General features: G+C 64.5%; 18 protein-coding genes. 14 read left to right on the top strand and 4 right to left on the bottom strand.

The annotated features are described in order from the left end of the window. Positions 1-5 precede the first annotated feature (5 nt). Entirely contained in the window at positions 6-1,250 is a 1,245-nt protein-coding gene (locus M3I56_RS18755; RefSeq protein WP_254355260.1) for an acyl-CoA dehydrogenase family protein, read from the bottom strand. Between the two features lie 323 nt (positions 1,251-1,573). Here M3I56_RS18755 and M3I56_RS18750 point away from each other — a divergent pair, with 323 nt between their 5' ends. The 6 genes from M3I56_RS18750 to M3I56_RS18725 all read left to right on the top strand — a co-directional run bounded on the left by M3I56_RS18750 (position 1,574) and on the right by M3I56_RS18725 (position 8,698). Continuing rightward, entirely contained in the window at positions 1,574-3,061 is a 1,488-nt protein-coding gene (locus M3I56_RS18750; RefSeq protein WP_254355259.1) for a sugar ABC transporter ATP-binding protein, read from the top strand. Beyond that, positions 3,058-4,116, top strand: coding sequence for an ABC transporter permease (locus M3I56_RS18745; RefSeq protein WP_254355258.1), 1,059 nt, complete (start codon positions 3,058-3,060; stop codon positions 4,114-4,116). Before M3I56_RS18750 ends, M3I56_RS18745 begins: the two co-directional genes overlap by 4 nt. A gap of 65 nt (positions 4,117-4,181) precedes the next feature. Beyond that, complete coding sequence (locus tag M3I56_RS18740) at positions 4,182-5,420, top strand: SfnB family sulfur acquisition oxidoreductase (RefSeq protein ID WP_254355257.1); 1,239 nt, start codon at positions 4,182-4,184, stop codon at positions 5,418-5,420. Positions 5,421-5,444: 24 nt separating this feature from the next. Next, positions 5,445-6,503 (top strand): substrate-binding domain-containing protein, encoded by a 1,059-nt coding sequence (locus M3I56_RS18735; RefSeq protein ID WP_254355256.1) that lies wholly within the window; start codon positions 5,445-5,447, stop codon positions 6,501-6,503. Positions 6,504-6,591: 88 nt separating this feature from the next. After that, positions 6,592-7,539 carry a TauD/TfdA family dioxygenase gene (locus M3I56_RS18730; RefSeq protein ID WP_254355255.1) on the top strand — a complete coding sequence of 316 codons (948 nt, stop codon included), beginning with the start codon at positions 6,592-6,594 and terminating at the stop codon, positions 7,537-7,539. 262 nt (positions 7,540-7,801) lie between these two features. Further along, positions 7,802-8,698 (top strand): class I SAM-dependent methyltransferase, encoded by an 897-nt coding sequence (locus M3I56_RS18725; RefSeq protein ID WP_375541748.1) that lies wholly within the window; start codon positions 7,802-7,804, stop codon positions 8,696-8,698. Positions 8,699-9,247: 549 nt separating this feature from the next. Here M3I56_RS18725 and M3I56_RS18720 read toward each other — a convergent pair. From M3I56_RS18720 to M3I56_RS18710, 3 genes are all read right to left on the bottom strand, one after another. Beyond that, complete coding sequence (locus M3I56_RS18720; RefSeq protein WP_254355254.1) at positions 9,248-10,447, bottom strand: M20 aminoacylase family protein; 1,200 nt, start codon at positions 10,445-10,447, stop codon at positions 9,248-9,250. A gap of 68 nt (positions 10,448-10,515) precedes the next feature. Beyond that, the gene (locus M3I56_RS18715; RefSeq protein WP_254355253.1) at positions 10,516-11,829 is read right to left on the bottom strand and encodes an MFS transporter; all 1,314 of its coding nucleotides are present in this window, start codon (positions 11,827-11,829) and stop codon (positions 10,516-10,518) included. Between the two features lie 389 nt (positions 11,830-12,218). After that, positions 12,219-13,118, bottom strand: coding sequence for a LysR family transcriptional regulator (locus M3I56_RS18710; RefSeq protein ID WP_254355252.1), 900 nt, complete (start codon positions 13,116-13,118; stop codon positions 12,219-12,221). 131 nt (positions 13,119-13,249) lie between these two features. Here M3I56_RS18710 and M3I56_RS18705 point away from each other — a divergent pair, with 131 nt between their 5' ends. The 8 genes from M3I56_RS18705 to maiA all read left to right on the top strand — a co-directional run bounded on the left by M3I56_RS18705 (position 13,250) and on the right by maiA (position 24,780). After that, positions 13,250-14,569, top strand: a complete 1,320-nt coding sequence (locus tag M3I56_RS18705) for a glutamate-1-semialdehyde 2,1-aminomutase (protein ID WP_254355251.1) — start codon at positions 13,250-13,252, stop codon at positions 14,567-14,569. Between the two features lie 79 nt (positions 14,570-14,648). Beyond that, positions 14,649-15,617 (top strand): diiron oxygenase, encoded by a 969-nt coding sequence (locus M3I56_RS18700; RefSeq protein ID WP_254355250.1) that lies wholly within the window; start codon positions 14,649-14,651, stop codon positions 15,615-15,617. A 149-nt stretch (positions 15,618-15,766) separates the two neighbouring features. Next, positions 15,767-20,164: a thioester reductase domain-containing protein gene (locus tag M3I56_RS18695; protein WP_254355249.1), complete on the top strand. Its 4,398-nt coding sequence runs from the start codon at positions 15,767-15,769 to the stop codon at positions 20,162-20,164. 33 nt (positions 20,165-20,197) lie between these two features. Next, positions 20,198-20,440, top strand: a complete 243-nt coding sequence (locus M3I56_RS18690) for an FAD/NAD(P)-binding protein (RefSeq protein WP_254355248.1) — start codon at positions 20,198-20,200, stop codon at positions 20,438-20,440. 58 nt (positions 20,441-20,498) lie between these two features. Next, positions 20,499-21,590, top strand: coding sequence for a nitronate monooxygenase family protein (locus M3I56_RS18685; RefSeq protein ID WP_254355247.1), 1,092 nt, complete (start codon positions 20,499-20,501; stop codon positions 21,588-21,590). Between the two features lie 153 nt (positions 21,591-21,743). Further along, positions 21,744-22,283, top strand: a complete 540-nt coding sequence (locus tag M3I56_RS41670; protein WP_375541751.1) for an MFS transporter — start codon at positions 21,744-21,746, stop codon at positions 22,281-22,283. After that, a complete protein-coding gene (locus tag M3I56_RS18680) occupies positions 22,171-24,063 on the top strand; it encodes an FAD/NAD(P)-binding protein (RefSeq protein ID WP_254355246.1) in 1,893 nt (630 codons plus the stop codon). Before M3I56_RS41670 ends, M3I56_RS18680 begins: the two co-directional genes overlap by 113 nt. A 12-nt stretch (positions 24,064-24,075) precedes the next feature. After that, positions 24,076-24,780 (top strand): maleylacetoacetate isomerase, encoded by a 705-nt coding sequence (gene maiA / locus M3I56_RS18675; protein ID WP_254355245.1) that lies wholly within the window; start codon positions 24,076-24,078, stop codon positions 24,778-24,780.

Raw genomic sequence — 24,780 nt, 5'->3', positions numbered from 1 at the left:
GATGTTCACTTGCTCCCGCGTTCCGGTCCGTTGCCGATTTGCCAGAGAAAGGGCGGCTCGGTGCCGTTGATGGTCCAGTCGCCCACGATCTTCGCCTTGTAGACGAGCGGATTGTGCGACGACACCGCGCGTGCATTGCGCCAATGGCGGTCGAGTGCGTGGCCGGCGCGGATGGCAGACGCGCCGAGCGCATCGAACAGATGCGTCGCCGCGCGCAGTGCGAATTCAGAGGCGACAATCTGGGCCTGTGCCGAAGCGATTTCGGCTTCCACGTTTGCCGCGCGCTCGGCCTCGTCGTCACCTTCGAAGCGCGCCTCGTAAGCGCGCTGCGCGGCTTCTCCAGTCTGCAGTGCGATGGCCCTTGCACCATAGGCCCATGAGGCGATCTCGCCGATCACCTGCTGGATCTGCGCGTCGTCACTCACGCGCGGCGCGTTGCCGTGGCTGTAGATACGCTTGCGGTTGCGCACGAGGGTGGCGGCGTCGCGCCTTGCTGCCTCGGCAATTCCTGCGAGCGTGGCGACGTGAAAGAGCTGATAGAACGCGGTCTGATATTTGAAGCGACGGTTGAAGTCGATGATGTTGCGTCCCTCGACCGCGGCGTCGCGGAACAGCGTGGTGCCGCTACCCGTGGTCGTCTGGCCGAAGCCGTCCCAGTCGTCTTCGCGAAGCACGCCGGGCTGGTCGGTCGCCACGGCCACGATCACGTCGCTGCCGTCTTCTTCGCGCTGCGCGAATACGTCAATCCAGTCCGCGTAGAGGCTGCCGGTGCTGTAGTACTTCGAACCGTTGAGCACGAAGCCGCCATCGCGGCGCGCGACCTTCGTGCCGATCTGGCCGAGCGCGACGTCGCCAGCCTCGGTCCACGCATTGCCCACAAGCTGGCCGCTCACGAAGCGATCGAACCATGCACGCTGGTCCGCGCCGGCAGGCACGTTCAGCCAGTCCTCGACGAAGGCGAAGTGGCCGCGCAGCGCCTGCGGCAGGTTCGAGTCCGCAGCGGCAAGCTCGATGAGCAGTTGCGCCAACTGCGCGATCGAAGCGCCCGCGCCACCGTCACGCACCGGAATGCGCACGGCGCCGAAGCCCGCTTGCTTGAGCGCGGCAATCGCGTCATGCGGCAGCGTGCGCGAGCGCTCGCGTTCGGCGGCTTCGCGGGCGATCTCCGTGAAGATCGGGCGGAAGCGGGCGGCAAGGGTTTCGTAGTCGGCGCCTAGCGAGAGCGCGTCATGGGATCGGGGGACATTCATGCGTTTTTTCTCGGTTGGGGGTGGAGAGAATGCGCACCGCGCAGCGAAGAAGAAAAGTATAGAAACCCGCGCGCAGCGGCTCCAATAACGGATTGACGAATCGATATAGGCTTGCCCGATTTGCTTCGGCGCGTTCTTCGCAATGTCGTCGAATCGGCTGTTGCGGCAGCGGATACGCCCTGTTGCTGTCAGGCTGCTTTCTGTAGGGTGCCTTATCAAATACAGACGCATGAATATGAGCATCGCTTCGTTGGGCTCCCTCCCGCGCCTCGCTACGATGGGCAGCAGTGTCCGCTAGCGATCTCCAACCGGCTACCCCATCGATGTCCGCTCCGATTCTGACTGCCCACTCGATCACGAAGCGTTTTGGCGCGACGCTCGCGCTGTCGCGGCTGAACTTCTCCATCTGCGCTGGCGAGGTCGTTGCACTGATGGGCGCGAACGGCGCCGGAAAATCGACGTTCGTCAAGATCCTGAGCGGAGTGAGTGCGCAGGACGAAGGCACGCTCACGCTCGGCGAAGACGCCTATGCGCCGGGTTCGCCCCAGGCGGCGAAGCGTCTGCGCGTGGCGACCGTACATCAGAGCCTTGCCGACGCGGTGGTGCCCGCGCTGTCCATTGCCGACAATCTTCTGCTCGACGAACTTTGCGGCGGCGGAGCGCGCTGGTGGACGCCGCGCGCCTCCCGCTACACCCGTGCAGCCGCGCTGGCCGCGCGCGTGGGGCTCGAAGCCGATCTCACGGCACCGCTCGGTTCGCTTTCTCTCGCCGGTCAGCAGCGCGTGGTGATCGCGCGTGCGCTGGCTTCGCGCCCGCGGCTGCTGATTCTCGACGAGCCCACGGCCAGCCTTTCCACGAGCGAGGCCGCACGGCTCCATGCGCTAGTGGATGACTTGCGCGCGGAGGGCGTGGCGGTGCTGCTGGTCTCGCATCGGCTTGGCGACCTGCGAAGACTGGCTTCGCGCGTGGCGGTGCTCCGTGACGGCCGCATTGTGGACGAACAGAACGCGCCCATCGATTTTGACGCGGCGCTGGAAGCGATGATCGGCCGCGCCCTGCCACAGGCGCGAGCAGTGCCGCGCACGGCCCAGGCGCGCGCGGACCCTGCATTGCGGCTGCGCGGCCTGCGACTTACGGCGCATGGCGATGCGTTCGATCTCGACGTGCAGCAAGGCGAGATCGTTGCGATTGTCGGCCCGGTCGGTGCGGGGAAATCGAGGCTTGCCCAGGTGATATTCGGCGCGTTGCACGCGGCTGCGGGCGAGATGCGCCTTTACGGCAGCGCCTGGGCCCCACGCTCGCCAACCGACGCGATCCGCGCGGGCGTATTCCTCGCCGGCGAAGACCGGTGGCGCACGTCACTCTTTCCCGACACCGTTGCGTTCGCATCGATCGCCGGCACGATCAGCTTTCCGTTTCTGTCCCGCTGGCAGCGCGGCGTGGGCCTGCCGCGCGATCGCGAAGCGGCGCAGGCGCAAGACGCCATCGGGACATTCGGCATTCGCTGCTCGGGTCCCGACGACCGCGTCGCGCGGCTTTCGGGCGGCAACCAGCAGAAAGTGCTGCTGGCGCGCTGGCACGCCGAGCCGGCCCGGCTGCTGCTGCTCGACGAGCCGTTTCAGGGCGTCGATGCGGGCGCACGGGCCGATATCGCCGCCGCGTTGCGCGAGCGCGCCGCTTCGCGCGCGACGCTCGTTTTCGTCAGCGACCTCGAAGAGGCGCATGAAGTCGCCGACCGCATCGTCATGTTCGATCGCGGCACAGTCGAACGCGCAGCCGTAGCGGAACCCCTCTTGTCAGCCCACTCATGAGATCCATCACACCCACAGCAGCATCGGACGAGTCTTCCACGCGCGGCACGACCCGGCAGCGCCGGCACAGCCTTTTCGTCGCGCTCGAACGCGGCGGGTTGCTGCTCGTCCTCGTCGCGCTAGGCGTCATCTTCACGGTGCGCGAGCCTGCGTTTCTGAACGTCGCGAACCTGTTCAGCATCTTGCAGGCCGTCTCGATCGTCGCGCTGCTCGGCATCGGCGTGACGATCACGCTCGCCGCGGGCGGCTTCGATCTTTCCGTGGGCAGCGTCGCCGCCTCGGCGCAGATGGCCGCTAGCTATGTGCTCGTGGTGTGGCACGGCAACGGCTGGGAAGCCGTGCTTGCGTGTCTCGCGCTGGGTGTGGCGGCGGGGCTCTTCAACGGGTTGCTGATCACGCGCCTGCATGTCCCGGACCAGCTCGCGACGCTCGGCACGCTCTTCCTGCTTGCAGGCCTGCAACTGATTCCCACCGGCGGCCGCTCGCTTGCGAGCGGCACGATCCTGCCCGACGGCACCGAAGCGAGCGGCACGTTCCCCGATGCGTTCCTTGCGCTAGGCCGTGCTCGCCTTTTCGACGTGGTGCCGGTGCCTGTCATCGTGCTCCTCGTGCTGACCGTGCTCGTGTCGTTCGTCATGGGCTCGACGCGTTGGGGCCGGGTCGTCTATGCGATCGGCGGCAACGAGACGGCGGCCCGGCTGGCCGGTGCGCCAACGGCCCGCTACCGGCTGGCGGCCTATGTCGCTTCCGCGACGATCGCCTCGCTCGGCGGACTGCTGATCGCCGCGCGCGTGGGGCGAGGCGACGTGAGCGCGGGGCATTCGTTGCTGCTCGATGCGGTGGCGGCCGCGCTGGTTGGCTACGCCGTGTGGGGCGCGAAGCGGCCCAATGTGCCGGGCACGGTGATCGGCGCGGTGTTCGTCGGCGTGCTGCTCAACGGTCTCACGATGCTCAACGCGCCGTATTACCTGCAGGACTTCATCAAGGGCGCATTGCTGGTCGTGGCGCTGGCGTTCACGTTCAGCATCGGGCGCCGGGCGGAAGGGCGCAACTGAGGCCGGCAGAGTCCGGCAATGTTGCGGTTGGCAAAACTACACAATCTGGTCGAGCGGAGCAAATCATGGCAGAGACACTGGCAGGCAACGAGACACGGGGCGCCGCTCCCTTAACGGAAGCCGCGCATGTGATTGCTACGGAAAACGAAGCGATTGCGGTAGCAACGGAGCTGGCCGTGCGGCTGGCCGTTGGCGCGGCGCAGCGCGACAGCGAGCGGCGCCTGCCACACGAGGAGATCGAGTGGTTCTCGCGCTCGGGGCTATGGGGTATCACGGTGCCCAAAGCGTATGGCGGCGCTGGCGTGTCCAACGTCACGCTCACGGAGGTAGTCAAGATCATTTCTGCTGCGGACCCGTCGCTCGGGCAACTGCCGCAGAATCACTTCGGCCTCGTCGACGTGATCACGTTGACCGGCACCGAGGAGCAAAAGCGCGAACTGTTCGGTGAAGTCCTCGCCGGCAAGCGCTTTGGCAACGGCTTTTCGGAAAAGGGCACGAAACACGTGCTCGACCTGAAGACGCGCGTGCGCCGCGACGGCGATCACTACGTCGTGGACGGCGCCAAGTTCTATTCGACGGGCGCCCTGTTCGCGCATTACGTTCCCGTACTCGGGCTCGACGAGGACCGCAGGGGCTGGCTCGCCTATATTCCACGCGGCACGCAAGGGCTCAGCGTGGTGGACGACTGGTCCGGTTTCGGTCAGCGCACCACAGCTAGCGGCACCGTGACACTCGACAACGTGCGCGTGCCGGCAAGGCTCGTGTTGCCCGCGCATCGCGTGTCGGAGCAGCCCACGCTCAATGGTCCACTCTCGCAGATCATCCAGGCGGCCATCGACGCAGGCATTGCCCGCGCTGCGATCGAAGACACGCTCGCGTTCGTGCGCTCACGCTCGCGGCCGTGGGTCGATAGCGGCGTCGACCGTGCAAGCGACGACCCCCTGACGATCCGCGAGGTCGGCAATCTGCATATCCAGTTGCATGCCGCCGAGGCCTTGCTCGAGCGTGCGGCGCGTGTGCTCGACGAACTCGCCGCAAAGGGCGAGACGACGGAGGACGACGTGGCGCGCGCCTCGGTCGCCGTGGGGGAGGCGAAGGTGCTCACGACACAAGTCGCGCTGCTGGCCGGCGAGAAGCTGTTCGAACTGGCCGGCACGCAGTCGACGCTCGGCGTGCACAACCTCGACCGCCATTGGCGCAACGCACGAACGCACACGCTGCACGATCCGGTGCGCTGGAAGTATCACCTTGTTGGCAATTACTACCTCAACGGCGTCAAGCCGGCACGTCACGCGTGGAACTAACCCCATCGCACAAACGGGAACGTCATGAAGACATCGATTCAACGGCACATTCGCAACGGCGCACTGGCGCTCTGCACGGCGGGCCTGTTCGGCACACTGACGGCGCAGGCCGCTGCACTGGCTGGCGCCCCGGCGCCGTTCGACAAAGGCGGCGTGAAGGTCGCGCTGGTCAATTATCTTTCGGAAGGCGACTTCTTCCAGGCCTACGAGGCGGGCGCGCAGAAGCAGGCGAAGGCGCTCGGCATCGACCTGCGCATCTACGAAGGGCGCCAGGACGCGGCCGAGCAGCGCGACCAGATCCAGCAGGCCGTCAATCTGGGCGTGTCGGCGATCATCGTCAATCACGGCTTGCCCGAGTCGCTCAAGGATGTCGTGCAGCAGGCGCTCGACAAGGGCATCAAGGTCGTCGCTTTCGACGTCAATCTGGCCAATCCGAAGGTCCCGCAAATCGAGCAGAGCGACAGCGACCTCGCTTCGCTGCTGCTCGCCCAGGCAGTCAAGGACAACGGCAGCGCGTTTTCCGCGGGCTATGTGTACGTAGCGGGCTTTGCGCCGCTCGACCGGCGCGACGCCGTCTGGCAGACGTTCAAGCACGACCATCCCGGCATCCAGGAAAAGGCGCGCTGGGGCACCGTGGACAATCCGATCGCGCAGTCGGTTGCCAATCAGGCGGCTGCCGCCTACCGCGCGCATCCGGATATACGCGTGGTCATTGCCCCCTATGACGAATTTGCGCGCGGCGCCAATCTCGCGGCGAATGAATCGAATGTGGCGAGCAAGGTGCGGATCTACAGCGCGGACATCTCGACTGCCGACATCGAGGCGATTCGCGCGCCGAACAGCGCGTGGGTCGCCACCGCGGCGACCAACCCCGCCGTGGTGGGCGCCGTGTCGGTACGCGCCGCGGCGCTCGACGTGGCCGGGCAGCCGCTCGACCATCACATCCTCGTGAAGCCCACGCTCGTCACGCGCGACGATCTGGTGAAGAACGATATCCACACCATTGCGGAACTGGGAGCGAAATTCCCGGCGTTCCGGGCCAGCGATGCCGCGACGGCGAACTGGATTCCCGTCGAACAGTGACCTTGATGGGGGCGCTCGACGATAATCATTGCGCTTCTTTCGATCTGACTCATCGGAGCGCGTATTACGCTATTAACCGGAAATCATCATGAGCACAGCAGTCGACCCAGAAGAAGCCCAGGTCGTTGTCCGGCCGCTTTCAGCCCATATTGGTGCGGAAATCAGCGGCGTCGATCTCTCGCGGCCCCTGACACAAGTGCAGATCAAGGCTATTCGCGGCGCGTTGCTCGAATGGCGCGTGATCTTTTTCCGCGAGCAGTTCCTTAGTCACGAACAGCACGTGGCCTTTTCGGCACAGTTCGGCGAGTTGACCGTCGGGCATCCCGTATTCGGTCACGTCGAAGGACACCCGCAGATCTATTCGATTTCCAAGTTTCGCAAGGCGACGCGCTTCGAGGGAGAGCCACTTCTGCGACCATGGACAGGCTGGCATACCGATGTAACAGCAGCGGTCAACCCACCTTTTGCGTCGATCCTGCGCGGCGTGACGATCCCGCCATTCGGTGGCGACACGCAGTGGACCAATCTCGTTGTTGCCTATGAGAAGCTCTCCGCGCCGCTGCGCGCTTTCGTCGACGGACTGCGCGGCGTGCATCGCTTCGCTGCGCCGCAGGGTGCGCGAGGCACAGACGCGTTCGACAAGGCCGTCAAGGACCAGACGCTTGTGAGCGAGCATCCACTGGTGCGCGTGCACCCGGAGACGGGGGAGCGCGCGCTTTACGTGAGCCCCGGCTTCCTGAAGGAGGTCGTCGGGCTTGCGCCGCGCGAGAGCCAGGTCCTGCTCGAACTGCTTTGGGAGCATGTCACGCGCTCCGATTTCACGGTGCGGTTCAAATGGGAGCCCGGCAGCGTGGCATTCTGGGACAATCGATCGACAGCGCATCTTGCGCCAACGGATATATTTGATCTCGACGTTGACCGACAGCTTTACCGCACCACGCTCGTCGGCGACGTTCCCGTTGGGGTTGATGGGAGGCCGTCCGTTGCGTTGCAGGGCTCGCCACTGGGAGCAGCGGCGGCTGTGGCGTTGAACTGATCCAGCATGCGAATTCGGGCGAAGTCTGGTTCAAACGTGCCTTCGGATGTCTTTTGATGATGGACGACTCCACTTCAACCCATAAATATCGCTACAGGTTCGCCCGGGCGGCATGCTGCTCGCCAATGTGCCGCGCCACGTCATCGACGATTTTCACGTGCGAGATGACGCGTTGAGGGAGGATCGGTACCGGGCGGTTGGCGACAGGAGGGCGCGGAAAGCTTGTATCGTATGGCACCCTCCCAACACGACGACATCGCAAATGATCGAGATCCGCCAGCGCCGGGCACTTCCTGGATATCCGCTATTGCTCGTTTTTGCCATCGCTGCAGTATCCGCTGCGGTGATGACCGCGGGCTGCGCCGCGTCCTCGCAAGCGGTTACTCGCGACTCGCAAGCTTCCGGGTTGGCGGCGACTTCGCTGACTGCGGCCATTGACGGCTCCCAGCGCAGCGAAAAGGCGAGGGCGCGAGACGTCTATCGGCATCCACAAGAGACACTGCAGTTTCATGAGGTCGGTTCAACGCAGACGGTCCTGGAGATCGCGCCGGGCGGCGGTTGGTACACGGAGATACTCGGCCCGTATCTGCGCGGCCATGGGCATCTATACGAAGCGCAATACATCAGTACGTCGGCCGAGCTGGCGGATGAGGACCGCCCAACGGACGCGGCATTTCGGCGCAAGCTGGCGGGAGAGCCGGCTATTTACGGCGACATCGTTGTCGGCACGTTGCGCGCCGGGGAATTCTCGGGTTTCGATGCGGATGGTCAGTTTGATCGTGTTCTCACGTTTCGCAACATCCACAACTGGATGAAGGACGGTCAGTTCGACGCGAATCTCCGGGCTTTTTATCGCGCGCTCAAACCCGGCGGAATACTGGGCGTCGAGGAACATCGCGCGCGGCCGGGAACAACCCTTCAGCAAATGATCGACACCGGGTACGTAACGGAGGACTACGTGATCGAACATGCGAAGGCGGCTGGCTTCACACTGGCGGGACGTAGCGAAATCAACGCGAACGCCCGAGATACCAAGGACTATCCGCACGGTGTCTGGTCGCTTCCGCCGACATATGCGGGCGGCGACGTCGATAGGGCACGCTACGCTGCGATCGGCGAATCGGATCGTATGACGCTCAAGTTCGTCAAAGCTCAATAGCCTGGCGTGCACAGTGGAGATGCAATGGTGGCCTGAACGAGGGTCAGCGCGCGACCGGGCGACGCATCGTCCCGACCGGATCCCATCGACCGGGCGGTTGTCCTTGGCCGGAAACGACCGGACTCGTGACGGTCAGCGCGGTGCGTGCGGCAAGGATGCGCCGGATGGTCGCCAGGGACTGCTCAGCCATCGGGCTCGGGCTTTCCCGCCTTGGCAGGTGAGAAAGGGGACGCAATATTGAATCGGCGCTAAAGGAAAAGGGGATCGGCTTGACCTTTGAAGCCATCAAAGCGGGAACCTGGTTGATCCATCATGCATTTTTATAGTGCAAACTCGGCGGAGCCTTGGAGCTTGGGCCAGCGCCGAATAGTTTTGACTCGCGGCGCGCCATCAGAACTGCCGCAACGCGCAAGGGGCCCGGCTGAAAGCAATCCTTCTACGAGCGATTGCGGGCGCTTACGTACCTATGTGACGCGTACGGATGAGATTGTTCGCGAGTGTGTCGGCTGCTTCCGAGCTAGGGTCGGCATGCGGCCCCGAGGCGCATCGTCATTCGTGCAGATACGTGTGCACAAGCCTGACCCAACACGCTGCACCTAGCGGCAGAGCCGCATCGTTGAAGTCGTAGCTGGCGTTGTGTACCATGCAGCCGCCGCCCTCGCCCTCACCGTTGCCAATGATCAGATAGCAGCCCGGCACCTCGTTGAGCATCCAGGCGAAGTCCTCACTGCCGTTCAGGCTTCTCGGTGCCCCGGTTTCGACTCGCTCGGTGCCGACCAGGCTCTCGCACACCTTCTGCACGATGCACGTTTCTGTTTCGCTGTTGACGACGGGTGGGGTCAAGGCGCGATAGTTGATGTCGGCGCTCACGCCGTGTGCGCGCGCCGTCAGCTCGATGACTTCGCGAACGCGCTGCTCGACGAGGCTGCGCGTCTCGGTGCGCAAGGCGCGTACGTTCAGGCCAAACGTGGCGGACTCTGGGATCACGTTGTAAGTGGCGCCGCCGCGCACGAATCCCACCGACAGAACGGCCGGATCGCCGGGCGGCACGTTGCGCGAGATCACTGTCTGCAGCGCACCGATCATGGCCGCCACGGCGACGATCGGATCGCGGGTCCGACGCGGTGTTGCACCGTGGCCGCCCACGCCCCTGACGGTAACGTCGGCGACATCGGATGAAAGCGTGACCGGGCCGGGTGCCACGAGGTAAGTGCCGATTGGCATGCCGGGGCGGTTGTGGAGTGCGAAAACGGCGTCGCACGGGAAGCGTTCGAACAGCCCGTCCTGGATCATCGCGCGCGCGCCGCCGAGGTTTTCCTCATCGGGCTGGAAGATCAGGTTGAGCGTGCCGTTGAAGTCCCGCGTGTCGGCCAGCACCTTGGCCGCCGCCAACAGCATCGCCGTGTGTCCGTCGTGGCCGCAGGCGTGCATCTTGCCACGCGTGCGGCTGGCATAGGGCAGCCCGGTTGCTTCAATGATCGGCAGGGCGTCCATATCTGCACGAATTCCCAGGCGTCGCGAACCGCTACCGAGCCGTAGTTGCGCGACGATGCCGCTGCGGCCGATTCCGGTGTGCACCTTGTAGCCCCAGCTTTCGAGCCGCTCGGCCACCAGCGAGCCGGTGGCCTCTACCTCGAAGCCGAGTTCTGGATGAGCGTGGATGTGCCGACGCAGGGCAGTGAAAGTTTCGGTGTCAATGCGGATCGCGGGTAGCGCAGTCGTGGCTGGGAAAATGGTGGCGTCGCTCACATCATGTCCGTGTCGGGCGTTGTTGGCAGGGCGGGTCGGTCGGCAGTGCGTAGTAGGCGTGGCCTGAGTCAGGCGTGGCGTTGCTCGCGTACGCTGAGCACGGCGAGCAGCGTGACGGCGCCGCAGCTCATCATGTAGAACGCAGGGGCAAGCGGATTGCCGGTACGCGCCAGTAACCACGTCACGACGAACTGACACGATCCGCCAAACACGGTCACGCCGACGGAATAGATCAGGGACAGTCCGCTGGCGCGCACCTCAGCCGGCAGCAACTCCATCAGTATCAGCAGCATCACCGATCCGCCGAAGTAGAGACTGCCTGCGAGCATCGCGGAGATCCCGAGCACTAACGGCACGCTGGGGAATTGCAGCATCATCCGAAAAGCGGGATAGAGCGCCACCAGCACGAAGCCCATCGAGGCGACGACGAGCGGCTTGCGTTGCGCGCGCCGATCCGCGAGCCATCCGCCCAGCAGCGATGACGCGAGACAAACGAGGCCGCTCACGCAGCCGGACAGCATCGACAGCGACGCGGGCAGATGCAGTTCCCGGACCATGTAGGTCGGCATGAAATAGACCACCAGATAGGTGCCGACAGTTCCGCCGATGATGGTGAGAATGCCTTGCGCCACGACCTTGCCGTGATCACGCAGCAGAGTGCTAAGCGGGCTGCGGGCAGGGGCCGGCGCGGTATGCGTTTCTTCGAGACGGCTGCGGATGTAGAAGCCGGCCGGCGCGATCAGCAGGCCGAGCGCGAACGGCACGCGCCAGCCCCAGTGCGCGATTGCTTCCGGCGACAGCGTGGCATGGATGACCGCGGCCACCAGCGCGCCCAGCAGCGCCGCGATCCCCTGGCTACCGAGTTGCCAGCCCACGCGAAAACCGCGGCCGGAGGCGTCGCTGCCCTCCATCAGCATGGCGGTGGCGGCACCGATTTCGCCTCCGAGGGCGAAGCCTTGCAGCATGCGCCCGATCACCAGCAGCAGTGGCCCATAGAGCCCGGCCTCGGCGTGGGTCGGTGCTACCACCAGGCATAGCGTGCCCGCTATCATGATGGTAATGGTCAGCGTCATGGCGGCCTTTCGCCCACTGCGGTCCGCGTGATTACCGATGATGAGGCCGCCCAACGGTCGCATCACGAATCCGATGCCGAACGTGCTGACGGCGAACAGAAGCGATCCGTAGGCACTGCCCGACGGGAAGAACGCGGCCCCGATCACGAGCGCGAAGAAACTGTAAACCGTGAAGTCGTACATTTCCAACGCGTTGCCGACGGCGCAGGCGGCGATCAGCCGGAGCCGGTAGGAGCGCGAATCGGCCGGCTTGCCGTCGGCCGTGCGAGAATTCGCCGCGAGCGCGGAAGGTGGTGCAATGTCGTTCATCTCTAATTTCCCGTAGCGCAAGTTACAAGGTCTGCTTAGGATGCTATTGCCCTCAATCGGTCACCATTGCGTGAACGAATACATTTAAGCCGGCTAGCAATATGGCGAAACAATCGCGATTGGTGATGGCTCGAAGATTACGAGAATATGTCCGATTCGATGAATTTATTCTGTTGCAACTGATGGAATGCGGCAAAACCTTATTTTAAATTGAAAGATCGAGTAATAATTTAGAATGGTAGGATATTTGTTTCCGTAAGATTTGGCGCGCCTTATTCAAAATGAATATATTCCCGCTCGAAAAAGATTTACGAAAAATAGCATTTTATGCTTTTTGACTGATATTAAATCGGAAGAATAGCGTCGGACATTAGTGACCTGCGTTCGATTCAATATTTCATGAACGCCTGCATTCGGTTGGCCAGAAAATCGATGAGCTCGCGGGCGTGCTTCGTCATGTTGATGGTCTGTGGCCAGACGAGATTAATCGGCTTGGGTGGAACCTGCCAATCCTGAAGCAATTCGATCAGTTGCCCCGAGCGTAGAGCCGGCCCGACGCTAATCAGCGGTTGCATGATGATGCCGCCACCGGCGATCGCGGCCGATCGCAGCGCGCCGCGATTGTTGATCCGGTAGCGGCTCGGAATGCGCACGCGCTGCGTCGTGCCGTCGGCCCCGATGAACTCCCATGCATGCTCCTTGCCGCCGTAGCCGGTGGCAAGGCAGTGGTGGGCGCTGAGATCCTCCGGCTTGCGCGGCGTGCCGTGCTTGGCAAGATACAGCGGCGAGGCGCAGACGGTGAAGTGGAACTGACCGAGCGGCCGCGCGATCAGCGACGAGTTGCTCATCTTGCCGATCCGGATGGCCAGGTCGAACTGGCCGTTCATGACGTCTTCAAAGTTATCGCTAAGCGAGAAGTCAATCGAGGTGTGGGGGTGGGTCGACAGGTACTCAGCCAGCAGTTCGGAGACGACCTCCGTGCCCAACAGCACGGGCGCTGTGATGCGGAAATTGTGACGAGCGCTGTTCGTATTATCGCGAACCAGTGCTTCCGCTGTCTTGATGTCGGTAATGATGCACTGGCAGCTCTTCAGGAAAATCTGTCCCGATTCGGTGAGATTCTGATTGCGCGTATTCCGGTTGATCAGAGCCACACCAAGATGATCCTCCAGATACTGAATATATCTGCCGATCATGGCCGGCGTCATATCGAGTCCTTTCGATGCCGCTGCGAATGAACCGGCGCTGGCGACTCTTACAAAAACCTCAAGACTTGTAAGGCGATCCATATTCGATACCCGGAGTATTGGCTATATAAAACATCTTATATCGAGAAACCAAGTACAGTGAAGTCCAATGTTTTTTGCGCTATTTAAGAACTTCGATGAGATTGCGTAGTGAATCAACTTTGGAGGAAAGTGTGACGACAGCGAACCGTTCTGCAGCCCTTTTTGAAAGAGGCCGTAAGGTAATTCCCAATGGTGTGAGCTCGCCGATGCGGGCCTTCGCGCAGGTCGGCGGCGAGCCGCTGTGCGCGGCTTCGGCGAAGGGTTCACGCATCGTCGACGCGGACGGCCGCAGCTACGTCGATTTCCTGAATGCGTTCGGCGCGCTGCTGCTCGGCCACGCGCCCGACCCAATCGTCGCCGCGATCGCGGAGCAGGCCGCCCGCGGGCCGATCTATGGATTGTCGACCGAACTCGAGTACCGGCTCGCAGAGCGCATCGTCGGCGCCTCGGCGGCGGTCGAGCAGATGCGCTTCGTCACCAGCGGCACCGAGGCCGTGATGACGGCGGCTCGGATCGCGCGCAGCCATACCGGTCGCAATCTGCTGCTGAAGTTCCGCGGCTCGTATCACGGCCATTCTGATGCGCTGCTCGCCAATCCCGCCAATCTGCAGAAGGGTACGGGCAACGCGAAGGGCGTCTCGAAGGGGATCAGCGACCAGCTGAATCGCGACGTCGTGATAGTCGAGTATAACGACGAGACTGAGGTGATTGCGGCGTTCGACGCGCACGGACCGCGGATCGCGGCGGTCCTCGTCGAGCCGCACGCGACCAACATGGGCTTCGTGAAATCGAAGGAAGGCTTCCACCGCCTCCTGCGCGAACAATGCGATTGGCATGGCGCGCTGCTGATTTTTGACGAGGTGGTGACGGGCTTCCGGTTCCGCTTCGGTCCGGTGTGCGACCTGTTCGGCGTGGTGCCGGACCTCGTCACCTTCGGCAAGATCATTGGCGGTGGCACGTCGATCGGCGCGTTCGGCGGCCGCGCTGACGTGATGGCAGAAGTAGCTTTGGGGCGCAGCGTGTTCCAGTCGGGCACCTTCGCGGCCAACCCGCTGACGATGGCGGCCGGCAATGCCGCGCTCGACCTTCTGGAGAAGCCGGGCGTGTACGACGCATTGGAACAGAAGGGCGCGTTCCTGGAGAACCGGCTGCGTGCCGGTTTCGAGCGCCAAGGCATCCCGTTCATTGTGACGCGGCACGGCGCGCTGCTCGGTATCGCGTTCCGCGATCACCCGCAGCCGCTGTCCGGCTATCGCGACGTAGCGACCCAGGACTACGGACTGTTCTCGCGCTTTCACCGCGAGATGCGCGAGCAGGGCTTCCTGTTGCCGCCGTCGCTCGAGGAACCGCTGTTCCTGTCGGTTGCGCATGATGAGCAAGATCTCGTCGCGTTTGCCGACACGGCCACCTCCGTGCTGCAGGCGCTGCGGGAAACTCCCGTGTCGGCCTGACGTCGCGGCGAAACAATGGTTACCGAGTTCGATGCAGCATAATCAATTTGCATAACTGATTAACTATTACGAGGCAAACATGAACGCAGTGGCAGACGTCATTGAGCAGACTCCTATCGACCCCGTCACGCGCTGGTACGCCGGCGCCACCGTGCGCAATGCTGCGCGCATCTTCGTGCCGAAGGACATCGGTCGCGAGAACACGTTCCCGAAGTCGCGACAGTTGCTGTCGACGCACCCGCTGGTGGCGGCGCTCGGCCAGGAAGCCGTGTCGTATGTGCTCGCGCAGTCGACCTATCGCTACATGTACGAGATCGGCCTGCTCGAGACGCGTTTCGTGATCGATTGCGCCTTGAAGATCATTAACAACGAGATCGGCACCGGCACATCGGAAGAGGACAAGCGCGAGGCGATCACGATCGTGATCGACGAGGGATATCACGCCTATGTCGCGCTCGACTTCATCATCCAGATGAGGACGAATAGCGGCATCGAACCACTAACGGTACCGCAAACCAATGGCAATCTTGATGCGGTCAAACGCGGCTACGAGATGCTGCCCGCTAGGCTGCACGGCACGTTCCAATTGCTCGCTACCTGCCTAGCCGAGCACACGCTGACCAAGGACCTGCTCAGCATCGGCAAGGAGAAGGAGGCGACGGTCACCTTTACGCAGGTGATGACTGATCACGTGTCAGACGAGGGCCGCCATGCCAACTACTTCGCACGGCTCACGCGCGAGTACTGGCGTGGGGTCACGCCGGCCGACCAGCAGCTGATCGGGCGCTTCCTGCCGGGCTATCTGAAGGACTATCTCGCGGTCGACTGGCAGCGCGATTTCGACCGTGACGTGCTGGCGAAGCTTGGGTTGTCGGCCGAACAGGTGGAGACCGCAATTCGCGACACGGATCGGGATTTTCGCGAGGCGGCCACCAAGTACGTCGACGTGACGCTCGTCAATCTCGTCAAGCTGCTCGGCCGCATGGGTGTTATCGACCATGCCGACACGCGCGCGGCATTTATCGATGCCGGCCTGCTGAGCGCCTGAACGACGTTTCCTTCCCAGCGACTTTCCCGTTTGTCGTTCGCTTCGCACGGCGCCATGCGCCGTGCGGCGGCGCGGCTCGCCCTCGTCCGGCGCATGGTGCGCCACCGGTCGGTCGCCTGCACGGGCGCTAGCTATCCGAGAGGTTGGACATGCTTCTTGAACAGATTTCACATCATGCCGATGACCATCCCGAGCGCGCGGCCGTCGTGGCAGGCGACCGGCAATTGACGTATGCGCAACTGCGCGCACGCGGTGCCGCGATCACGGCGGTAGTTTTGGCAGAAACGCTCGAACGCGGCGCGCTGGTTGCCGTGTTCCTGAACCGCACGACCGATGCGATCGCCGCCATCGTCGGCGTGATGTCGGCGGGCATGGCGTATACGGTGGTGGAGAACGAGGGCAACGCAACCGAGCATGCGCATCGTCTGGCTGCGATTGCGCCGGCCCTCGTGTTGACGGACGAGGCAGGTGCGGCCGCGCTCTCGGGCCGCAACCTGCGCGTGGCGCGCCTGCCGAAGACGCTCGGGGCGGCGTCTGCAGGTGCGCAGCACGGCATGGCGCCCGCGCCGTCGGCTGACGAGTTGGCCTACGTCCTGTTCACGTCTGGCTCAACGGGCGTGCCCAAGGGCGTCATGATCACGCACGGCAATCTCGCGCACTATGTCGAGGCGCTGCAGGCGCGGCTCGACGTGAGAGCGCCTTTGGCGTACGCGCACGTCAGCACGCTCGCGGCGGATCTGGGCAATACCTCGCTGATGCTGTCGCTCTGGACCGGCGGCACGCTGCACCTGATCGACCACGATCTGCGCAAGGACCCCGCAGCGCTGGCGGCCCATCTCGCCGGACACGGCATCCAGTTCCTGAAGATCACGCCGTCGCACTGGAACCTGCTGCTGAGGGCGTTCGGCGCCGAAGCGAAGCAGGGGTGGCGGCTCGACTACCTGGTTCTCGGCGGCGAGGCGCTCGGTCTGCGCCTGGCCGCTGACACGCTGCGCAGCGGCGTGGTGCGTACGCTGGTCAATCACTATGGCCCGACCGAAACCACGGTTGGTGCGCTCGCGTTCCCGGTGCCGGACGCGAGTGCGGTCGAGGCGCTACCGACCCGCACGGTGCCGGTCGGCCTGCCCCTCGGCCGCACTCGCGCGCTGGTGCGTACTGATGACGGTGCGTTCCACGCTGACTCCGCTACCGGCGAGCTGTATCTCGGCGGCCCGTCGGTGTCACCCGGCTATCGCGGCAATCCGGAAGCGACGGCGGTGCGCTTCATGGCCGACGTAGAGGGTGACACGCGTTTCTATCGCACCGGTGATCTGGTCTCGATTGATGCGGCGGGCGTGGTGGAATTCCTTGGCCGTGTGGATCGGCAGGTGAAGATCAACGGCTATCGCGTCGAGCTCGAGCACGTGGAATCCGCGTTGCGCTCGATTCCCAATGTCGACGCGGCGGGCGCGTTCCTCGTCGAGATCCACGGCAAGACGGCGCTGGCCGCTGCCTATTCGCCTGCCATCGCGGAGGTGTCGACGGTGCGCGCCAGACTGGCCGAGATCGTGCCGCCCTACCTCATTCCAAAGTGGCTTGAGGCATACGACGCGTTGCCGCGCAATGCCAACGGGAAGACCAATCTGGCCGAGATCAGGCAGGCCTTCGAGGTACGGCTCGCGCAGGGCCCAGCGGCCAACGCGGAGCAGGCTGCGCAAGCGGGGCAGGCGGCAACGCCCGCGCCCGTCGCCGTACCCGAGCGGGGCGACGACCCAGTTGCGGCCGAGGCGCTGCGCGGTGTGATTCGCGGCGTCTGGACCACGGTACTCGGCCATGACGGCTTCGACAACTGTACCTCGTTCTTCGAACTCGGCGGCGATTCGCTTGACGCGATCCAGGTGATCGCTGAATTGCAGGCGATGGGATACCGCGTAACAGCGAACGCATTCCTGCGCGAGCCGACGGTAGAAGCGCTCACGCGAGACGTCTTCGACGGCGAGCCGCAGGTCGCGCACCGCGGTGGCGCCGCTGCCGCGGACGTGGTGCCGCAGTTTTCGGTGGCCCAGCGCGATTTCCTCGCACAGGGTTTCGCTCAGGCCGATCACTACAACCAGGCGATCATGCTGCAGTCAGACCGGCCGTTGGCGATCGAGGTGCTGCGCCGCGTAGTGGGCGTGCTGCAACGCTGGCATCCAATGCTGGCCGCACAGTATCGCGAGCGCGATGGCGAATGGTCCGTGCACTTCGGTGCCGTGCGGCCGTCGGTGGGGATGTCGTCAATCGACACGCTCACTGAGGACGAGGCGATAGACACGCTGATCCGCACCGCCGCGCAGGTCTATCAGAGCACGCTGAGCCTCGACGGCGGGCGCGTTTTCGCCGCGCATCTGTTCACGCGCCGCGACGGGCCGCATCAGTTGCTGCTGATCGCGCATCACCTGTCGATCGACGTGATCTCGTGGCGTGTGATTGTGAGCGATCTCGGTCGCTTGTACAGCTTGCTGGAGAAGGGCGACGCGCCCGTCACCGAACCGGCCGGCACACCGTTCCATGCCTGGGCCGCGCATCTGCCCGAGGCGGGCGAGCGCCTGGCCGACGCGCTGGCGTTCTGGCGCGGTCTGCGGGCCGAGGGACTGCTTGAGACTGACCCACATGCGGTCGCGCTCGACACCGAGGATTGCACGGAGACAGCATGGCTGCGTTTCTCGGCCGACGAGACTCGCGCGTTGCTGCAAAGCTCGACCGACGGGCTGCACGCGCCATTTCATCATCTGTTTCTCGCTGCTTTCCTGCAGGTGCTGCACGATGCGCAGGGCGACACTGTACGTCGCACGGTGGTCGACATTGAGAGCCATGGCCGCGTCAGTTTCGACGAGCGCGTCGACGTGTCGAGGACGGTGGGTTGGTTCACCTCGACCTATCCGCTGCCACTGTCGAGCACGCGTGGCAATCTGACGCGCACCGTGGAGCAGGTCCACGCGATGCTCGCGGCGGTGCCTGATCTCGGCGTGGCCTACGGCCTGCGACGCGACGCGCTGGTCGCCGAGTGGGGCAAGGCGCCAGCCGCGCGGCTTTGCTACAACTATCTGGGCGAATTCAACTTCGCACGCGACCCGGCGCTGTCGCTGACGCCGTCGCGTTACAACCCGGGGACCGCGCGCGGCGGCGAAAACGCGCGTACCCACGACCTCAAGCTGACCGCGCGCGTGCTAGCGGGGCAGCTCGTAGTCGACCTGTCATTCAATGCTCGCCGACGCGGCGGCGGCCCCGTCAAGGCGCTGCTCGAAGCGCTGCACGGCCTGCTACTGGAGAACGCCGGGCTGCCGGCGGACGGGTCGCAGGTGGTGCTCGAACGCGGCACCAGCACCGGGCTGATCGCCTACGCTCCCGCGGCGCTGCGCTGGGAGGCGCGCGACCAGGTTGGCACGCGGCGCGCCTATCGTCACGTCCTGCTCACCGGCGCGAGTGGCTATCTCGGCATTCATGCGCTGCACGATCTGCTCACGCGCACCGACGCGCATGTCACCTGCCTGGTTCGCGACAAGGGCGCCGAGCCCGCCGCGGCGCGACTGGCCGAGACCTTCGGATGGTATTTCCCCGAGCTTTCTCTGGCGGCGTTCGGCGCGCGGTTGAGCGTAGTCGGCGGCGATCTCGGGCAGGACCGCTTCGGCCTTGACGCCGACACCTACCGGACACTTGCGCGTCATGTAGACGCCATCTATCACTTCGCGGCCGACACGCGCCTGTTCGCCGACGATGCGACGCTGCAGCGGGAGAACGTCGAGGGTACGCGGCGCGTAATCGAGCTGGCCGGCAGCGAGTGTCAGAAAGATCTCCACCACGTCTCGACGCTGGCCGTCGCTGGCGTCAACCGCAAGGGCTCGCCGGTGATCTTCGATGAGGCGGCGCTCGACGTCGGCCAGGATTTCCTCAACGCCTACGAGCGCTCGAAGTTCAAGGCGGAGCAACTGGTGCGGGCCTTCTTCCTTAATGGAGGCGCCGGTGCCATCTATCGCACCGGCAACGTATCTGGCCATTCACGCACCTCGCGCTTCCAGCGCAACGGCGCCGACAACCGCTTCATACAGTTCCTGCGTGCGGCGCTGAAGGCCGGCGAGCGGCCGCGCCAACTCGGCGAGGACATCGTGCTGAGTCCGGTGGATCGCGTGGTGGAGGCCATCGTAACGCTTTCGTTGCACGGCGAGCCGGGCGGACAGACATTCCACGTCGACAGCCCGTGGCCTGTGACGATCGCGAGCGTGCTCGACGCCCTAGAAGCGGCCGGCGAGCGGCTCGCGGAGTCGGCGCATCCAACCTTTGCGGACGTGTTCGGCAAGGGCGAGCAGTCGCACGACCGCGACGTCTCGCTTGGCTACTTCTGGGCGCGGCGCGAACAGCGCGACGTGGTCTACAACAACGATCACACTCTCGCACTGTTGGGGCGGCTCGGCTTCGGATTCGAGCCGCTCGATGCCGAATGGCTGAAACAGTTCGTCGGGCAGCTAGCCGCCGCGGGCGCGTTGCCGGTCCGCCGCGAGATCACCGAGGCTGCCGGCGCCGCGAACTGAGATCGCCGTCACTGGAATTTGGGAGAAAGTCACATGACGTCGTCTATCGGAATCGTCGGGGTGGGTCCGCGCGGCCTTGGGCTTCTGGAGAGGTTGCACGCGCACTGCCTCTCGGGAAGCCTGCCCGATGATCTGGTCATTCACCTCGTCGATCCGGTCTGCGAGGGCGTGGGTGTGCATCTGGCGGATCAGCCGGACTATCTGCCGGTCAACACGGTGGCCGGCCAGATCACTGTGTTCGCGATTCAGACCGTGAAGGACGCGCTGTCGTCATGAGTCGTGTCGCGCGAGGGCCGCGTGCCGCCCACAACCACCTTCCACTGGAACCCCACTCATGAATTCGGCCCCGAAAAGCAATTCCCTGTTGGTGTCGCTTGGCGTGACGCGCCCGATCTTCCTCTCGCCGATGGCGGGCACTGGCACTGTGACGCTGGCCGCGGCGGTGTCGAACGCCGGAGGCCTCGGTGCCCTGGCCGTGGGCGCGATGTCGCCAGCCCGGGCACACGAAGCGATCGCCGAATTACGCGAGCGCACCGACCGGCCATTCAACATCAACGTTTTCACACACGCGCCGCCCGTGGTGGACGCCGCGGCTAACGAGCGCTGGCTGAACTATCTCTCTCCACGCTTCGCGGCGTTCGGTGCCGAGCCGCCGGCGTCGCTGAGCGCTATCTACCCGAGTTTCGTCGAGGACGACGCGATGCTCGACGTGCTCCTCAGGCAACGCCCGCCGGTGGTCAGCTTCCATTTCGGCCTGCCATCGGCCGAACGGATCGCCGCGCTACGACAGGCCGGCTGCCTGCTGTTCGCGACCGCCACTTCGCTCGAAGAGGCACAACGCATCGAAGCGGCGCAGGTGGACGTGATCGTTGCGCAGGGAATCGAGGCGGGCGGCCATCGCGGCGTGTTCGATCCCGCTGCTCGAGACGAGCGGCTCAGCACGCTCGCGCTGGTTGCGGCGATTGCTCGGCGCACGCGGCTGCCGGTGGTGGCCGCAGGCGGGATCATGACGGGTGGAGGCATCGCCGCGGCGCTGGCCGCCGGCGCGCAAGCAGCACAGCTCGGTACGGTCTTCATCGACACACCCGAATCGGCCGCTGACGCTGCATACCGCGCCGCACTCGCGGCGCCGGATCGAGGCACGGCGCTGACCTTGGCGATCTCGGGACGCCCCGCGCGCTGCCTCGAAAGTCGCTTCACTGTGTTGGACCGCGATCCCGGACGTCCGCCGACGCCGCCTTACCCAGTGGCGTACGACGCTGGCAAGGCGCTTAACGCAGCTGCCGCGGCGCGGGGAGACGCCGGCTTCGCTGGACATTGGGCCGGGCAGGGCGTAGCGCTTTCGCGGCGTCTTCCCGCGGCCCAACTGATCGAGACTCTGGTGTTCGAACTGCGCGCCGCAGCCGTACATCTGCAGCAGTACTGAGGATGCGAGCGGTGCGCGCTGATCGCATCGCCGCTCGCATCAGCAGTGCCCCTTCCTATGGAGGCGGAAAGGAGATGACAACTGGGGTTCTGCCAACGCGGTATCGCCGGTCGTGGCGCCACGTGTCATGTTGCTCGGCACGATTGACCAGCGATCGCGCCAATCGCCGCCGAATTCGGCCATTTCGCCGATGTGTCGTGGGTAGTGACTGGCTATCTGCTGACCTCGGCGGCGGCCACGCCGCTGGCGGGCAGGTCGAGCGATTGCCATGGCCGACGAGCAGTAATCATCGGTGCGCTGCTGGTAATGCTGGCGGCCTCGGTGGCGTGTGCAAGCGCGCCCGGCCTGACGGTGCTAGTCGTAGGCCGGCCCTTGCAACGGATCGGCGGTGGCGCGCTGATGACGCTGCCCAACACGCTGATCGCCGACATCCTGCCAGTTCGCGTTGTTAGCGGGCACCTTGCCCGTGCGCGGCTTGCCGCATCGCCGTCGTGGCGTTGGATTGTTTTGCGCCACCTGGAATTGCCCGCATCGCGCCTGCCTTACCGATGCGCTTACCAATCATCAATGAGGAAGAGTCATGATGCAGAAAGTCGTCACGATCATCGGAATGGGGCCGCGCGGCGTCAGCGTGCTGGAGCGCATAGGCCATTACGCGCGCAGTCAGCCGCTGCCGCTAAAATTGATCGTTAACGTGGTCGATCCGGGCGAGTGCGGGCAGGGTACGCATACGGCGCGGCAGCCGCATTACCTGCTCACCAACACGCTCGCAAACCAGGTCACGATTTTCCCGCCGCACAGCCGTGCGATCGACGGCGAAGGCCCTAGCTTCGGCGACTGGGCGCGCCAGCAGGGCTATCGCAAGTTCGGTAGCGCCTGTCATGCGACCGGTGGCGCGGGCGGAGAGGAGATCGACGAGCAGAGCTATCTGCCGCGCCAACTTCTGGGCCTCTATTTCACATGGGCCTACGACCGCATCGCTCGCATGCTGCCCGCCAACGTTGAGCTGCGGCACTGGAGGCGGCGTGCGGTGGGTGTGCGCGAGCTGGCTGGCGAGCGCTACGCGGTGATGCTCGAAGGAGCCTGCGTGCTCGACTCGGACTTCGTGCTGCTGACGACCGGCCACGGCAAGCGCCTGCCTGATGCCCACGATGAGCGCTTTGAGGCGTTCGTGCGGAGCGCTTCGGTGCGCAACGGCCGGCTGGCATTCTTCGCACATGCCTACCCGGTTGACCAGCTTGAGGCGGTTTCGCCGGATGCCGCGGTGGCGATCCAGGGCTTCGGGCTGACCGCACACGACGTGCTGTGCCAATTGACCACGGGCCGCGGTGGCCGCTTTGTGCGCGCCGACGGCCGTCTGGGCTACGAGCCGTCGGGGCGCGAGCCACGGATTCTTATGTACTCGCGCAAGAGCCTGCCGTTCTCCGGGCGACCGGTGAATCAGAAGAGCGTGGGCGGGCGCTATGTCGCGCGCTTCTTCACGGTCGAAGCGATCGAGAAGCTGCGCATTCAAGCGCGGGCGACGCGCGGTAGTCCGCAAATTGACTTCGTCAACGAGGTGCTCCCGCTCGTCAAGGCGGACATGGCTTACGCGAGGCGACTTGCGCTCGACGGCGTCACCTCGCTAGACACGGGCTGGGTACCCGATGAGGCGGAACTAGTCGTGATCGACACGATCCTCGATCCGCTTGCGGGCCGCTCGTTCACGAGCATGGCGGAGTTCGAGGTGTATTTCCGTGAGTTCCTGCTCGACGACCTGCGCGAGATCGACAAGGGTAATGTCCATGGGCCGGTCAAGGCTGCTACCGACGTGCTGCGCGACCTCCGCGATCATTTCCGGTTAGCTGCCGAGTACGCCGGCTTCACGCCTGAATCACATGCGGTGTTCGTTGGCGAATTCGTGCCCACGCTGAACCGGATCGTATTCGGTCCTCCGCGGCATCGCAACGACGAGCTGCTTGCGCTACTCGACGCGGGCATCGTCGAGCTTGCAGGTGGTCCGGCCGCGCACACCGGGGTGGACGAGGCGCGTGCGCAATTCGTCATCGAGACTAGCTTCGCCGGTGGTGTTGAGCGGCGTCACGCTGACGTGCTAGCCCTGTCACGCATCGACGTCTACAGTCCACTCAACGATGCAGCGCCGCTGACGGCTGACATGATTCAGCGCGGTGTGATCCGGCCGCACATGAACGGCGACTACCACCCTGGCGGCATCGACATCGACACGAACAATAACGTGCTGGGCGCGGACGGTCGTGCCCAGTCGAACATGTGGGCGATCGGTTATCTGGTCGAGGGGCCGCACTACTACACGCAGGAGCTTCCGCGCCCAGGGCGGCTGTCGCGGCTCACGCTCGATGCCCAACAGTGCGTCGAGGCGCTGTTCACGAGCTTGGCCGCCGCCGCGCGGGGCGGCGACGTGGACAGTGAAGCCGCACTCGAGGATCCGCAACTGATCGGCGTGGCCAGTTGATGTTGTCGAATCATGCGCACGCGGCATCGTTGCGGGCGCATCTATCTATTCACAAGGAGATGGAAAGTGCAACTTTATTCATTTCATCGCTCCACGGCATCGTTCCGGGTGCGCATTGCGCTGAACCTGAAGGGCATTTCGTTTGAGACGATCTCGGTAAATCTGACCAGCGTGCCCGGCGAGCACGAGACCAATGTCTATCGGCGAGTCAACCCTCAAGGACTTCTGCCCACACTGGTCGACGGCGGGGTCACTGTGCACCAGTCGATCGCGATCTGCGAGTACCTGGAACACGTACAACCGGAGCCCGCGCTGCTGCCGGCACATCCGGCCGACCGGGCGCGCGTGCGCGGGCTGGCTGCCGCGCTCGCTTCGGACATCCACCCGCTGCATTCGATTCGTGTCAGTCGACACCTTGCTCGCGCGTTCGGCGCAAGCGACACACAGCGCGGAGCATGGGTGCGTCACTGGATCGGAGAAGGGCTGTCTGGCATTGAGCGGTTGCTTGCGAGTTCGCCGCAAACGGGCTTGTTCTGCCACGGCGATGCGGTGACGCTCGCCGATGCTTTCCTGGTGCCGCAGGTGGTAGCGGCACAGGCGTACGACGTCGACACGGCGCGCTTCACGACCCTAGCAGCGATCACGGCGCGCTGCCTCGCGCTGCCGGCGTTCGAAGCCGCCTTGCCGGTACGGCAACCCGATGCGGTCCCGGCATAA

This window comes from Paraburkholderia sp. CNPSo 3281, assembly GCF_024206515.1.
Classification (GTDB): Bacteria; Pseudomonadota; Gammaproteobacteria; order Burkholderiales; family Burkholderiaceae; genus Paraburkholderia; species Paraburkholderia nodosa.
This window is presented reverse-complemented; position numbering and strand designations above follow the sequence as displayed.

Excerpts from the sequence above, each read along its gene's own strand:
- M3I56_RS18755 (WP_254355260.1), bottom strand. The coding sequence starts at position 1,250 with ATGAATGTCCCCCGATCCCATGACGCGCTCTCGCTAGGCGCCGACTAC.
- M3I56_RS18750 (WP_254355259.1), top strand. The coding sequence starts at position 1,574 with ATGTCCGCTCCGATTCTGACTGCCCACTCGATCACGAAGCGTTTTGGC.
- M3I56_RS18745 (WP_254355258.1), top strand. The coding sequence starts at position 3,058 with ATGAGATCCATCACACCCACAGCAGCATCGGACGAGTCTTCCACGCGC.
- M3I56_RS18740 (WP_254355257.1), top strand. The coding sequence starts at position 4,182 with ATGGCAGAGACACTGGCAGGCAACGAGACACGGGGCGCCGCTCCCTTA.
- M3I56_RS18735 (WP_254355256.1), top strand. The coding sequence starts at position 5,445 with ATGAAGACATCGATTCAACGGCACATTCGCAACGGCGCACTGGCGCTC.
- M3I56_RS18730 (WP_254355255.1), top strand. The coding sequence starts at position 6,592 with ATGAGCACAGCAGTCGACCCAGAAGAAGCCCAGGTCGTTGTCCGGCCG.
- M3I56_RS18725 (WP_375541748.1), top strand. The coding sequence starts at position 7,802 with ATGATCGAGATCCGCCAGCGCCGGGCACTTCCTGGATATCCGCTATTG.
- M3I56_RS18715 (WP_254355253.1), bottom strand. The coding sequence starts at position 11,829 with ATGAACGACATTGCACCACCTTCCGCGCTCGCGGCGAATTCTCGCACG.
- M3I56_RS18710 (WP_254355252.1), bottom strand. The coding sequence starts at position 13,118 with ATGGATCGCCTTACAAGTCTTGAGGTTTTTGTAAGAGTCGCCAGCGCC.
- M3I56_RS18700 (WP_254355250.1), top strand. The coding sequence starts at position 14,649 with ATGAACGCAGTGGCAGACGTCATTGAGCAGACTCCTATCGACCCCGTC.
- M3I56_RS18695 (WP_254355249.1), top strand. The coding sequence starts at position 15,767 with ATGCTTCTTGAACAGATTTCACATCATGCCGATGACCATCCCGAGCGC.
- M3I56_RS18690 (WP_254355248.1), top strand. The coding sequence starts at position 20,198 with ATGACGTCGTCTATCGGAATCGTCGGGGTGGGTCCGCGCGGCCTTGGG.
- M3I56_RS18685 (WP_254355247.1), top strand. The coding sequence starts at position 20,499 with ATGAATTCGGCCCCGAAAAGCAATTCCCTGTTGGTGTCGCTTGGCGTG.
- M3I56_RS18680 (WP_254355246.1), top strand. The coding sequence starts at position 22,171 with ATGATGCAGAAAGTCGTCACGATCATCGGAATGGGGCCGCGCGGCGTC.
- maiA (WP_254355245.1), top strand. The coding sequence starts at position 24,076 with ATGCGCACGCGGCATCGTTGCGGGCGCATCTATCTATTCACAAGGAGA.